The sequence below is a fragment of the Seonamhaeicola sp. ABD4_340 genome, from assembly GCF_056312135.1.
The window spans coordinates 1,317,839-1,330,977 of sequence record NZ_CM149981.1; the positions used below are offsets into that span (position 1 = coordinate 1,317,839).

The following is a 13,139-nucleotide window of genomic DNA, read 5'->3' on the forward strand; positions in this document are numbered from 1 at the left end:
AGACTTACCCAAAAAATAAAATTAGTTTTTTCTAATAAACTATCTGTAGTGCTTATACCGAGCAGTTTACTTCAAATTACTAGAGGCGCAAAGATACTCTATTTAATCAAAGATAAAACTATTATTTTGTAGCAACAATTTATAATTTATATACCCAGATTGCTTTTATGATACCATTAAAGTACCGCAAATACCTAAACTAACAATTACATAAACAGCTGCAATTATAAATAAAACCATAGCGGCTTTTTTACTTTTAGGCCTTACTAAAAAACCAATTATAGTTAATAAAACAGCGGGCCCAAACATGATGGCTAAAATTAAATAAACAATACCATCTAAATTAACTTCTAAAAAATGCGTCATGTTTAAAACTAAAGTTAGGGTTAAAAAGTTAGCTGGTTTCTTAGTGTTTCTAAGTATGCTTTTTTATCATCTCTGTAAAACAAATTCATGGTTTCAAAATAAGCGGATACACTTTTTTTGTGCAGTTCACTTCAACATATTTGTAGTTTACAAAAAAAAGGTTTTAAAAATTTATGCTTACATGTTCTTTTGGGGTATAAATATTTAAATTTATCGTAGATGAAAAGACCAAACATTAGAATAGTTTTACTGATACTTATATTGGTTGTAACAAATATCTATTTGGTTACAACAGATAAAAACCCTAAACAAACGGCTTTAAAGTTAGGCAATCATTCGTCACGTAACTATAGTCAAATTAAAGATTCTAAATGGGAATATATAAAGCAAAGATTATTTAGCGGAGAAGGAGAAGCTGAATTTGTTTATAAAATTAGTCAAGTCAAAAAAAATGCACCAATATTAATAGCTCCAAGGCATGCCACAAAAGAAGACAGTTTAGCTATAAACCAAATTATAGATGAGTTAAGAACTATTATACCAAACAGAACTATTGACTACTTTAAAAATTTTTCTGAAATAACATATTCTAAACTGGATAGAACAGATAGAGGTAAACCAATTAAAGGTATTTCTTCTGCCGATTTAGTGTTTTCAACTATTCAATTAAACTTTAATAAAAATGTTAACTCTTCAAGTTTAAGATCAGAAATTTTAATCGAAACACTTTTGCCCGACGGTAGTGCTATACAAAGAACAAATACTGCAAGAAATGAAAGATTTATATACTACCCAAGTAAAGTTTGGTTTCAACTAAACGAAAATCTTAATTTCAGTAAAAGGAAAAATTACATCCAATACGAACTACTAAGAACATTATGTTATATATATCCGTTGAGTATTAAACCGAACCCAATAAATCGTAACAGAACTAAAGAAGGTGTGTTCTTTTCTTCTGAATACAAACCTGATATCGCCAGATTAAATAGTTTAGATAAGTTTTTACTTCAAAAATTATATGAAGATGATTTTTTAAAACAATTTAAAACTTATTTAAGCACTAATTATTCGTGGTACTATGCAAATTGTTTTATGAATATTGAGTTTGCTAAAACTCTTGCTTGGTCTATTATTGTTTGCATTGGTCTGTTTGCTTCTGTTCTACTATTTGGTTTTTTAGAGAGAAGAAAGTTTAAGTATTCCTATCTAGACTATTTTGTTCCAATATATTTTATAATGCTTTATGTAATGAATTCAATTTCTATTTATGCATTTATAACAAACATAAATAATAATATTACTTTAATGTATACCCTAGTATTATTCATAACTGCTAGTATCGGTGCACTAGTGACTTCAACTGCATTATTCCTTGTAGAATTAAAATGGATTGATAAAATTAAAGGTTTTTTTACCTTTCAACTAATATTAAAAGTCATTTTTACCTTTATTGTGTTTAATCTTCCTTTAGCGATAATATTTTTTGTAAAAGGAAGACCATTAATTGGTTTTATAGAGTTTTGTTTACCAACAATTAATTTCACAGTAATAATTGCAATAGGTAGAGGTTTCCTAATTTATGCTAATCATATTTCCCAATCATTAGTAAATGCAAAAGATGTAGAATTAAGCAAAATAAAAGAGCTACACGCGCAAGCAGAAACTAAACTATTACAATCTCAAATCAACCCACATTTTTTATACAATTCATTAAACTCTATAGCTAGTTTGGCTCCTATAGACGCCACTAAAACGCAAAAAATGGCATACTCTTTATCCGATTTGTTTAAGTATTCCATAAACAGAAAAGGGAAAAAGATGAGTACTGTTAAAGATGAAATAGACATGGTAAAATCATATTTAGAAATAGAGAAAATACGATTTGGTGATAGACTGCAATTTAAGATTGATTTTGATGAAACGATTGAAAATCATAAAATACCTCTATTTTTGATTCAACCATTAGTGGAAAATGCTGTAAAACATGGTATTTCTCAAAATGAAGGTTTAGGGTTAATAAGTCTAATTATCAAGAAAGCTGAACAAAATCTTATTATTATGGTAAAGGACAATGGGCCTGATTTCCCAAAAGGTTTAGTAAGTGGTCATGGTTTACAAACGGTGTATGACTTATTGCGATTAAGCTACCGCGATAAGGCTTCTTTAAACTGGACAAACATTCCTGAAAAATCAATAATGGTAATCTTACCTGAAACGTTATAATATGAGTGAACCTTATTCAACTATAATTATTGATGATGAAGCGCCAGCAAGAGCTGGTTTAGAAAACCTATTAAGTAAGTTTCCTGAAGATTTTCATATTATTGATACAGCAGAAAATGCAACCTTGGCAAAAGAAAAAATAGAACGACTAAAACCAGACTTAATCTTTTTAGATATAGAAATGCCTGGACAAACAGGATTCGATTTATTAGCACAATTAAAAGCAATACCTATAGTTGTCTTTTGTACAGCTTATGACCAATATGCCTTAGAAGCCTTTGAAACTAATGGTATTGATTATTTAGTAAAGCCTGTAAAGCTTCAGCGAATAGAAAAAACGGTTCAGAAACTAAAAACATTTAATAAGAAGGGAACCCCTGAAGATATTTTAAAGGTTTTAAAAGATATAGCAAATCAAAAAGAAGTTAAAAAAATGACCTCTATTACCGTAAAGAAAAACGATAGATTAGTTTTTTTAAAACTGGATGAAGTGGCTTATTTTGAAGCTAATAATAATTATACCAATATAAATTGTGAATCTGGCATTCACCTTTGTACAGAATCTATGAATAGCTTAGAACATAAATTACCAGATAATTTTTTGCGTGTTCATAGAGGTGTAATTATTAATAAAAATTACGTAAATAATATTCAAAAGTATTTTAACAGTAGATTTATAATTACGTTAAATAATAAGAAACAATCTGCTATTACTACTGGAAGGAGTTATAACCGTATAATTAAGGAATGGATTGGTGCAAATTAAAGTTTAAAATGTGTTCTTAGAATAATGAAGTTTAGTCATTGAATAAAAAACTGTAATTTTGCAAATCAAAATAATACAATGGTAAAAATAGATAACATAGAACTGCCAGATTTTCCGTTACTTTTAGCGCCTATGGAAGATGTTAGCGATCCACCTTTTCGTGCTTTGTGTAAAGAGCAAGGAGCCGATGTTGTTTACACCGAGTTTGTGTCTAGCGAAGGTTTAATACGTAATGCAGCCAAAAGCGTTATGAAGCTAGATATTTATGAAAAAGAAAGACCCGTTGGCATTCAAATTTTTGGTGCTAATTTAGATAGCATGCTGCAAACCATTGATATTGTTGAAAAATCTAAACCAGATATTATTGATATTAATTTTGGTTGCCCAGTAAAAAAAGTAGTTAGTAAAGGAGCGGGTGCTGGTATTTTAAAAGATATCTGCCTTATGGAAAAACTAACTGCCGAAATGGTTAAACGCACCAATTTACCTATTACAGTAAAAACTCGTTTAGGTTGGGACCACGATTCTATAAAAATTGTTGAGGTAGCCGAAAGGTTGCAAGATGTTGGCTGTAAAGCTATTGCAATTCATGGGCGTACACGTGCGCAAATGTATAAAGGAAGTGCCGATTGGAAACCTATTGCTGCCGTAAAAAACAACCCAAGAATGCATATTCCGGTGTTTGGAAATGGCGATGTTGATTCACCTGAAAAAGCTGCCGAAATGCGTGATAGTTATGGTTTAGATGGCGCCATGATTGGACGCGCAAGCATAGGAAATCCGTGGTTTTTTAAACAAGTAAAGCATTATTTTAAAACAGGTACATATTTACCACCAATTTCTTTAGAAGAACGTGTTGAAGCTGCACGCCGCCATTTACAAATGTCTATTGATTGGAAAGGTGAAACTTTAGGTGTTTTTGAAACCAGACGCCATTATACCAACTATTTTAAAGGTATTCCGCATTTTAAAGAATACCGCACAAAAATGGTAACTAGCGATAAACCTGAAGATGTTTTTGCAACCTTTGATGAGGTGTTAGATAAGTTTTCGGGGTATGAGTTTACCGTTTAATTATTTGTTTATTTCTGCATGAAATCACATATAAAAATAACATATTGTACACAGTGCCAGTGGTTGTTACGTGCCACTTGGATGTCTCAAGAGTTACTTACCACTTTTAAAGATGATATTGATGCGCTAACGTTAATACCAGGAACAGGTGGTATTTTTGAAGTGCATGCAAATGATGAAAAAATTTGGTCTAGAAAAGACATGAATGGATTCCCTGAAATTACCAAACTAAAACAACTGGTTAGAGATGTTATTGCGCCCAATAAAAGTTTAGGGCATATAGACAGAAAACACACTTAAACAGTGTAATTTATTTAGTTTTTACTACGCTTAAACCTAAATATTTTTAATTAATTGTTTTGTAATTCTTGCCGAAGCTATTTTTGAAGCTACAATACCTAAAACAGATATAGTTACAAACACTAAAACTAAGTTTGTAAATTTAATTTTTGTGGGATAAACCAATGTTGGCGTAATATAAATTTTTAAAAAATCGGGCCCGTAGGTTTGGTTCAGTATTAAAATGAAGCCTAAAATAACACCTATAAACCCGCCAACTATACTCATTAAACTTCCTTGATAGAAAAATATTTTTTTAATATTTTTTAAATTTACACCCATATTAAACAATGTGCTTAAGCTTTGTTTTTTATCTAACATCATCATTATTAATGAGCCAATTACATTAAAAAAAGCTATTATTAAAACAAGTGTAAAAATGAGGTAAACAGCTAAATATTCGGTATTTAGCATCTTGTAAAGGGCGTCGTTTAATTGAGCTCTGTTTTTAAGTGTTACTTTGTTACCTAAAATGGTTTGAATTTTTTGCGCAGTATCTTCAGCGTTGGCATTTGCTGTTAATTTAAATTCTAATGCTGTAATTTGGTTAGCCTTATAGTTTAAAAGTTTGGTAACCAAGTTTGTAGGAGCAAAAATGTAATTGTCGTTTAGTTTTTCATTTATATAAAAAACACCCACGTTTGTAGCTTTTACAGTGTTAAACGCATTGGCTGTTGAGGTAATTTGCTTTTTACCAGGTTTCGGTACATAAATATTTATGGGTTTGGTATAATCTAAAACACCAATTGATAAATTATTGGCAATACCCCAACCACAAACTATTTGGTTGCTATTTTGTTCTAGCCAACTGCCATAATCTATTTGAGATTCTATATTAACAACTTGGTTGTAAAACCTATCAACACCTTTAACAGTTGCTAAAGTTTTTTTTGCTTGAGAAGTTATTAAAACACGTTCTTCAACAATTTTTGAAAATTGGGCAATTTCATCTAAAGCATTAAGTTGTTCAACATCATTATCGGTTAAAAAAAACGTTTTGCCTTTGGTTGCCTGTGCTTTTAAATCGGGGTCAACAATATTGGTAAAATCTAAAGTAAAATCTTTTAAACCAGCAAAACCCGATAATACAATAAATAATGATGCCGAACCTAAAACAACCCCAAAAAGGGCAAAATAGGTAATAAAATTTATAGCATTGTTTGTGCTTTTAGAGCGCAGATAACGTTTGGCAATGTATAAAGATATATTCAATTAAGATTTTTTTCTATTATCTAGTAAATTAGGGTCGTTAATGGGGTTTTCTAAGCCTTTTAATGAGCGTTCAATACCATCAATATATTCTAAAGAATCATCTAAATAAAAATTAAGTTCAGGCATTCTGCGTAATTGGTTTTTAGTACGTTGTGCCAATTCATGTTTTATAAAAGCAGTGTTAGTTTTTATACCATCAACAAGTTCTTTGGCTTTGTTGTTAGGAAAAATACTTAAATATACCTTAGCTATTGATAAATCTACCGTTACAGATACTTTTGTAACCGAAATTAACACACCCTGTAAACCACCTTGTGTTGCGGCTCTTTGTAACACATCAACTAAATCTTTTTGAAGTACCGATGCTATTTTTTTCTGTCTTTGACTCTCTTCCATGTGTTATTTTTTTAAACCAGAAAACTGGTTATATTTTGCAAAAATAAAGGTTATTTAAACATAATAATGCTTTTTAATTTACAATTTTTGTACCTTTCTTTAAAAGTAATATATGAATAAAATAGAACATATTGGTATAGCTGTGAAAAATTTAAACGATGCTAACACGTTGTTTTCAAAATTATTTGCAAAACCACACTATAAAATTGAAACTGTTGAAACTGAAGGTGTAAAAACCTCGTTTTTTAAAGTAGGCGAAAATAAGATAGAATTACTTGAAGCAACAAAACCAAATAGCCCTATAGCAAAGTTTATTGAAAAAAAAGGCGAAGGCATACACCACATAGCCTTTGATGTTAATGATATTGAAGCTGAAATTAAACGTTTAAAAAAAGAGGGGTTTACAGTTTTAAACGATGTGCCAAAATTAGGAGCCGACAATAAAAAAGTAGCTTTTTTACACCCCAAAAGCACTAATGGTGTTTTAATTGAGCTTTGTGAAGAGATAAAGGATTAATTTTTCTTGTAGAGTTATAAAATAAGTAGTAATATTGCACTCTCTTTTAAAAAAGAGCATAATTAGCGTAAAGCTAATGGGTCCTATAACTCAGTTGGTTAGAGTATCTGACTCATAATCAGAAAGTCCCTGGTTCGAGCCCAGGTGGGACCACAACTTAAAAAGCAAGCCTTGTAAATTTTATATTTATGAGGCTTTTTTTATTTAAAAAAGTATCTTCGCTTAAAACATAGTTATGTTACAAAACAACATTAAAAATAAGCTTTTGGCGCTTTCTAAAACTTTAGATGGCAGCTTGTTTTTTGATGATTTGCATAAAAGTATTTACGCCACAGATGCTTCGGTATACAGAAAAATTCCGTTAGCAGTTGCATACCCAAAAACTGAGGCTGATATTATTTTGTTAATAGCATTTGCTAAACAACACAAAACAACGTTAATACCGCGTACAGCAGGCACATCATTAGCAGGCCAATGCGTAGGCGAAGGCATTGTGGTTGATGTTTCAAAACACTTTACAGAAATTTTAAATTTTAACCAAAAAGAACAAACTGTTACTGTACAGCCCGGTGTAATTAGAGATGATCTTAATAGGTTTTTGCAACCATATGGTTTGTTTTTTTCACCCAATACATCAACAAGTAACAGGTGTATGATTGGTGGAATGGTTGGTAATAATTCATCTGGTTCAACCTCAATTAAATATGGTGTAACCAGAGATAAAGTTTTGCAATTAAACACCATTTTATCTGATGGTTCAAAGGCCATTTTCAAAACTATTAATACTTCAGAAATTAAAAATAAAGGTAAAGGTGATAACCTTGAAAATCATATTTATAATTCGGTTTTTAAAGCACTTTCAAAAAAAGAAGTGCAGCAACAAATTCATGATGCGTTTCCTCATAAAAATATACACCGAAGAAATACAGGTTACGCGGTTGATGTTTTTTTAGATGAAAACACACAAACCGGACTTACAGAAACTGTAAGCATAGCGCAATTACTGTGTGGTAGTGAAGGCACATTGGCATTTACAACTGCCATAACGTTACAACTAGACCAATTACCACCACCAAAAGAAGTGCTTGTTGCGGCTCATTTTAATAGCGTGCAAGAGAGTTTAGAGGCTACTGTTGTTGCCATGAAACACAATTTATATGCTTGTGAATTATTAGATAAAACCATTTTAGATTGTACCAAAAACAACCGAGAACAACTTAAAAATAGGTTTTTTATTGATGCAGACCCAAAGGCTATTTTACTGCTAGAAATTAGGGCTACTACTGAAACAGATTTAGAAAGCCAAGTAAATACACTTATTAACAATTTAAAAGCTAATGGTTTTGGTTACGCGTACCCTAAATTATATGGGCAAGATATTAATAAAGCTTTTGAACTTCGTAAAGCAGGCCTAGGTTTATTGGGTAATATTGTTGGTGATGATAAAGCCGTAGCTTGTATTGAAGATACCGCCGTTAGGTTGCAAGATTTACCTAATTATATTGCTGAATTTACTCAAATGATGGATAGCTACAACCAAAACGCTGTGTATTATGCACATGCTGGTGCAGGCGAAATTCATTTAAGACCAATTTTGAATTTAAAAAAAGCCAAAGACGTCAATCTGTTTAGAGAAATTACAACCAATACCGCTAAACTTGTAAAAAAATATAAAGGTTCTTTTAGTGGCGAACATGGCGATGGTATAGTACGTGCAGAGTTTTTGCCTTTAATGATTGGTAACAAGAATTATGAATTGCTGAAACACATAAAGCATATTTTTGATCCGGAAAATGTATTTAACAAAGGAAAAATTGTTGATGCATTTCCTATGGATGAAGCATTGCGCTATGAAGTTGATAGAGAAGAGCCAAATATTGAAACCACACTCGATTTCTCTGATTCTCAAGGCATTTTAAGAGCTGCCGAAAAATGTAATGGTTCTGGTGATTGTAGAAAATCAGTATCTGCCGGTGGTACCATGTGTCCTAGTTACAGAGCCACAAAAAACGAAAAAGATACCACACGAGCTCGTGCCAATGCGTTACGTGAGTTTTTAACTAATTCTGATAAAACAAATAAATTTAATTCTGAAGCATTAAAACAGGTTTTCAGTTTATGTTTAAGCTGTAAAGCTTGTGCTAGTGAGTGCCCAAGCAATGTTGATGTTGCTAGCTTTAAAGCAGAGTTTTTGCACCAATATTACAAAAGCAACCCGCCATCTTTTAGAACTAAAATAATGGCAAACAACGTAAAATACAATAAACTTGGTAGCAAATTTCCGGGTGTTACCAATACTATTTTAAATACAGCTATTTCAAAAAAAATATTAGGAATTTCACCTCAACGCAGCATACCAAAACTAGCAAAACATACATTTAGAAAATGGTATGAATCACAAAAAGTAAATACTCAAAAAAATAATTATAAAGGAGAACTTTACTTGTTTGTAGATGAGTTTACCAATTATTATGATGTTGAAGTTGGTAAAGACGCTTTTAAGCTACTTTTAAAACTTGGGTATAAAGTAAATATTATAGAACATGAAGAAAGCGGACGTAGTTTTATTTCTAAAGGATTTTTAGATGAAGCAAAAAAAGTGGCTAATAAAAACATTAAAATATTTTCTAATGTGATTTCTGAAGAATCGCCTTTAATAGGTATTGAACCATCGGCTATTTTATCGTTTAGAGATGAATATTTGCGTTTGGCCCATGACAAAAAAGCGGCTTTAAAAATTTCAGAAAACGCGTTTACTATTGAAGAATTTTTAAAAAACGAAATTACAAAAGGGCATATTGTAGAAACGCAGTTTACGCAAGCATCAAAAACTATAAAAATTCATGGGCACTGTCACCAAAAGGCATTAAGCAGTACAGCGCCAATTTTTACTATGCTGAATTTACCCAAAAATTATTCGGTTAAAATAATAAGTTCTGGTTGTTGCGGTATGGCAGGGTCTTTTGGTTATGAAAAAGAACATTATGCAGTAAGCATGCAAGTTGGCGAAGATACGTTGTTTCCAAAACTTAGAAGTTTAGACACCAACACTATTATAGCTGCCTCAGGAACAAGCTGCAGACATCAAATTTTTGATGGAGTAAACAAAATCTCGTTGCACCCCGTTAGTATATTAAAAAACGCATTATTGTAATGTTGCTATTTTTTAATAATCTGATAATCAAATTAAAATAGTCTAACTGTAATTTATGTTATATATTTGCAGTTAAAGTTATGTGAGCAAGTTACTTTTAATGGTTTTAAATTTTTTTATGAAATAAATAACGGTTATTTTAAAGTAGAAAATCGTGCAGAAACAATCACTTAATCGAGGTTATTTGCGTTTTATAGATGTTTTTTTATTGAAAAATACCTTAATTTGTTTTATCAGCTCACTTTTTTTTTTACATTTGTGAACAAATGACAATACAAAATAAAAGAATATTTGCCTCAATCTTATTTGTATTAATAAGTTTTGTATGCCTATCGCAAACGGCACCACCGCCTCCAGCACCACCAGTGCCACCACCGGGTTTTCCTATTGATGGCGGTGTAATTCTAGGTGCTATTTTTGCTTTATGTTATGGCGTAAAAAAATTAGTTTCCCCAAATTTTAAAAAATAGCTATTTAAGTTGGTTCATGCTAACCAATTTTGAAACGTACTTTCCTAAAACATCAAATTCTAAATTAATAACTGTACCAACTTTAAATGTGTTAAAGTTTGTGTGCTTGTATGTGTAGGGTATTATTGCAACGCTAAAACTGTTATTTTCAGAATTTACAACTGTTAAACTAGTACCATTTACAGTAATTGAGCCTTTTTCAATAGTAATGTTGTTTAATGAGCTATCATATTCAAAGGTAAATACCCAGCTACCATTTTCTTCGGTTATAGCTTTACAAACACCAGTTTGGTCTACGTGCCCTTGTACAATATGGCCATCAAGTCTGTCTCCTAATTTCATGGCACGTTCTAAATTAACTTTATCACCCATTTTTAAGTGTGATAGGTTTGTTTTATTTAAAGTTTCCTTTATAGCAGTTACGGTATATTCATTGTCATTTAAACTCACAACAGTTAAACAAACGCCATTGTGCGACACACTTTGGTCTATTTTAAGTTCAGGAGTTATGCTGCTTTTTACAGTAATATGTAGGTTTGTATCTTGGTTTTGTAGGTTGGTTATGGTGCCAATATCTTCAATAATTCCGGTAAACATAATTTAATCTGTTTATTTGGTTAAATTTGCAACATCAAAAATACATGAATTTTTTCATTTAAAACGAGATAGTAGTTAAATGGAAATTTTAAATATTAGTTATTATTTTAATGAAGAAAGACGCACAAATAGTAGTAGGTATATCAGTAGGCGATTTAAATGGTATTGGTAGTGAAATAATATTAAAAACCTTTGAAGATAATCGTATTTTAGATTTTTGTACGCCCGTAATTTTTGCATCGGCAAAAACTATGAATTTTTTTAAATCACATTTTAAATCGGGCATAAATTTTCACAATATAAATAACATTAATCAGTTAGCTCAAGGTAAAGTAAATGTGTTTAACTGTTGGAACGAACCTGTAAAAATTGAGTTTGGTAAAGAAGATGTTAAAATTGGCACCTACGCTATAAAATCATTAAAAACAGCAACCAAGGCTTTAAAAAATGATGAAGTAGATGTTTTACTAACAGCGCCAATAAACAAATTCAATATTCAATCTAAAGAATTTAATTTTCCAGGACATACAGATTTTTTAGCACAAGAATTAAAAGGTGAAAGTTTAATGTTTATGGTAAGTAACGGATTACGAGTTGGTTTGCTAACAGATCACGTACCAGTTAAAGACGTTGTTAACCATATAACTGAAGCGCTTATCACAAAAAAAATTAATACAATACATGATTCTTTGGTGAAAGATTTCAAAATATCAAAACCAAAAATTGCTGTTTTAGGTATAAATCCGCATACAGGTGATAATGGTGTTATTGGAAAAGAAGATGATGAGGTTTTGAGACCAACACTTAAGAAAATAAAAGAAAAAGGCATGTTGGTTTTTGGTCCTTATGCTGCAGATAGCTTTTTTGGATCAAACAATTTCAAAAATTTTGATGCCATTATTGCCACATATCATGACCAAGGTTTAATACCATTTAAAACATTATCATTTGGGCAAGGTGTAAATTACACAGCAGGATTAAGTAAGGTTAGAACTTCTCCAGACCACGGAACAGCCTTTGAAATAGCTGGAAAAGGACAAGCCGATGAAAGTTCGTTTAAAGAAGCGTTGTTTGCTGCAATAAAAATTCATAAAAATAGAATTGAATATGAGCAACTTACGCAAAACGCCTTAAAAAAACAGCAAAAATAGATATAAACAAAAAAATGTTTATAAGTAATGTTGCATAATATAAAATTTCATATATTTGCAGGCTCAAAATAGATGTGATAATGAAGCCATTGAAAGAATATGTAATCCAATTTGTAGGATTAAAAGTAGGAAAGCATCATTTTGAGTATGAAATAGCTCAAGCGTTCTTTGATTATTTTGAGTATCAGGAATTTAATGATGTTAATGTAAAAGTAAACGTTACTTTAGAAAAAAAGTCAACATTACTAGAATTACATTTTAAAGCCGAAGGATTTGTTAACGTTAATTGCGATTTAACAAATGAACCATACAACCAAACTATTGAAAGTGAGTTTGATTTGGTAGTTAAATTTGGTGATGAATATAATGATGAATACGAAGACATTTTAATAGTACCACACGGCACTTATGAAATAAGTATTCAACAATACATTTATGAGCTAATAATATTAGCAGTACCAATTAAAAGAGTACACCCAGGTGTAAAAGACGGCACATTAGGGTCTGATATACTTAAAAAATTAGAAGAATTAAGCCCAAAGCTTAACGAAAATAAAGAAAAAGAAGAAGAGGACATTGACCCTCGATGGAATACATTAAAAAAACTATTAACGGATAAATAACAATAGAAAATGGCACATCCTAAGAGAAAAATCTCTAAAACAAGAAGAGATAAGAGAAGAACACATTATAAAGCATCTGTGCCACAGATTGCTACTTGCCCAACAACAGGAGAAGCTCATTTATACCATAGAGCTCACTGGCATGAAGGAAAATTATACTACAGAGGTCAGGTATTAATAGACAACTCTGCAGAAGAAAACGCGGCCTAAGTTTTATGCGCGCATAATATAAAACGCTCACTAGTGAGCGT

The 13,139-nt window shown here is 31.1% G+C and carries 14 protein-coding genes and 1 tRNA gene; 11 read left to right on the forward strand and 4 right to left on the reverse strand.

Translation table 11 applies throughout. The features are described from left to right. Positions 1-165: 165 nt before the first annotated feature. A complete protein-coding gene (locus tag ACYX4H_RS05770; RefSeq protein ID WP_476238267.1) occupies positions 166-366 on the reverse strand; it encodes a hypothetical protein in 201 nt (66 codons plus the stop codon). Between the two features lie 219 nt (positions 367-585). Here ACYX4H_RS05770 and ACYX4H_RS05775 point away from each other — a divergent pair, with 219 nt between their 5' ends. From ACYX4H_RS05775 to ACYX4H_RS05790, 4 genes are all read left to right on the forward strand, one after another. After that, the gene (locus ACYX4H_RS05775; RefSeq protein ID WP_476238268.1) at positions 586-2,589 is read left to right on the forward strand and encodes a sensor histidine kinase; all 2,004 of its coding nucleotides are present in this window, start codon (positions 586-588) and stop codon (positions 2,587-2,589) included. Position 2,590: 1 nt separating this feature from the next. After that, positions 2,591-3,355: a LytR/AlgR family response regulator transcription factor gene (locus ACYX4H_RS05780; protein WP_476238269.1), complete on the forward strand. Its 765-nt coding sequence runs from the start codon at positions 2,591-2,593 to the stop codon at positions 3,353-3,355. A gap of 78 nt (positions 3,356-3,433) precedes the next feature. Beyond that, positions 3,434-4,429: a tRNA dihydrouridine synthase DusB gene (dusB, locus tag ACYX4H_RS05785; RefSeq protein WP_475294987.1), complete on the forward strand. Its 996-nt coding sequence runs from the start codon at positions 3,434-3,436 to the stop codon at positions 4,427-4,429. A gap of 18 nt (positions 4,430-4,447) precedes the next feature. After that, on the forward strand, positions 4,448-4,729 hold the full coding sequence (locus ACYX4H_RS05790; RefSeq protein ID WP_475294986.1) for an Rdx family protein: 282 nt from the start codon (positions 4,448-4,450) through the stop codon (positions 4,727-4,729). Between the two features lie 36 nt (positions 4,730-4,765). Here the strand turns inward: ACYX4H_RS05790 and ACYX4H_RS05795 are convergent, their stop codons facing one another. Then, complete coding sequence (locus tag ACYX4H_RS05795) at positions 4,766-5,980, reverse strand: ABC transporter permease (RefSeq protein ID WP_476238271.1); 1,215 nt, start codon at positions 5,978-5,980, stop codon at positions 4,766-4,768. Then, positions 5,981-6,376, reverse strand: a complete 396-nt coding sequence (gene rbfA, locus ACYX4H_RS05800; RefSeq protein ID WP_476238272.1) for a 30S ribosome-binding factor RbfA — start codon at positions 6,374-6,376, stop codon at positions 5,981-5,983. Between the two features lie 112 nt (positions 6,377-6,488). Between rbfA and mce the strand changes: the two genes are divergently transcribed. The 4 genes from mce (at position 6,489) to ACYX4H_RS05820 (ending at position 10,517) form a co-directional block, all read left to right on the forward strand. Further along, a complete protein-coding gene (gene mce, locus ACYX4H_RS05805) occupies positions 6,489-6,893 on the forward strand; it encodes a methylmalonyl-CoA epimerase (RefSeq protein ID WP_476238273.1) in 405 nt (134 codons plus the stop codon). Between the two features lie 79 nt (positions 6,894-6,972). Then, a tRNA-Ile gene (locus tag ACYX4H_RS05810) sits at positions 6,973-7,046 on the forward strand. An 82-nt stretch (positions 7,047-7,128) separates the two neighbouring features. Beyond that, positions 7,129-10,047 (forward strand): FAD-binding and (Fe-S)-binding domain-containing protein, encoded by a 2,919-nt coding sequence (locus ACYX4H_RS05815; RefSeq protein WP_476238274.1) that lies wholly within the window; start codon positions 7,129-7,131, stop codon positions 10,045-10,047. Positions 10,048-10,313: 266 nt separating this feature from the next. Beyond that, positions 10,314-10,517: a PID-CTERM protein-sorting domain-containing protein gene (locus tag ACYX4H_RS05820; protein ID WP_475294981.1), complete on the forward strand. Its 204-nt coding sequence runs from the start codon at positions 10,314-10,316 to the stop codon at positions 10,515-10,517. On the opposite strand, the gene ACYX4H_RS05825 is transcribed toward ACYX4H_RS05820, so the two are convergent. Next, on the reverse strand, positions 10,518-11,114 hold the full coding sequence (locus ACYX4H_RS05825; protein ID WP_476238275.1) for a riboflavin synthase: 597 nt from the start codon (positions 11,112-11,114) through the stop codon (positions 10,518-10,520). 110 nt (positions 11,115-11,224) lie between these two features. Between ACYX4H_RS05825 and pdxA the strand changes: the two genes are divergently transcribed. From pdxA to rpmF, 3 genes are all read left to right on the forward strand, one after another. Then, entirely contained in the window at positions 11,225-12,265 is a 1,041-nt protein-coding gene (gene pdxA / locus ACYX4H_RS05830) for a 4-hydroxythreonine-4-phosphate dehydrogenase PdxA (RefSeq protein WP_476238276.1), read from the forward strand. Positions 12,266-12,345: 80 nt separating this feature from the next. Beyond that, positions 12,346-12,888 (forward strand): YceD family protein, encoded by a 543-nt coding sequence (locus ACYX4H_RS05835; protein WP_476238278.1) that lies wholly within the window; start codon positions 12,346-12,348, stop codon positions 12,886-12,888. Between the two features lie 9 nt (positions 12,889-12,897). Next, positions 12,898-13,098, forward strand: a complete 201-nt coding sequence (gene rpmF, locus ACYX4H_RS05840) for a 50S ribosomal protein L32 (protein ID WP_147131740.1) — start codon at positions 12,898-12,900, stop codon at positions 13,096-13,098. Positions 13,099-13,139: the final 41 nt, after the last annotated feature.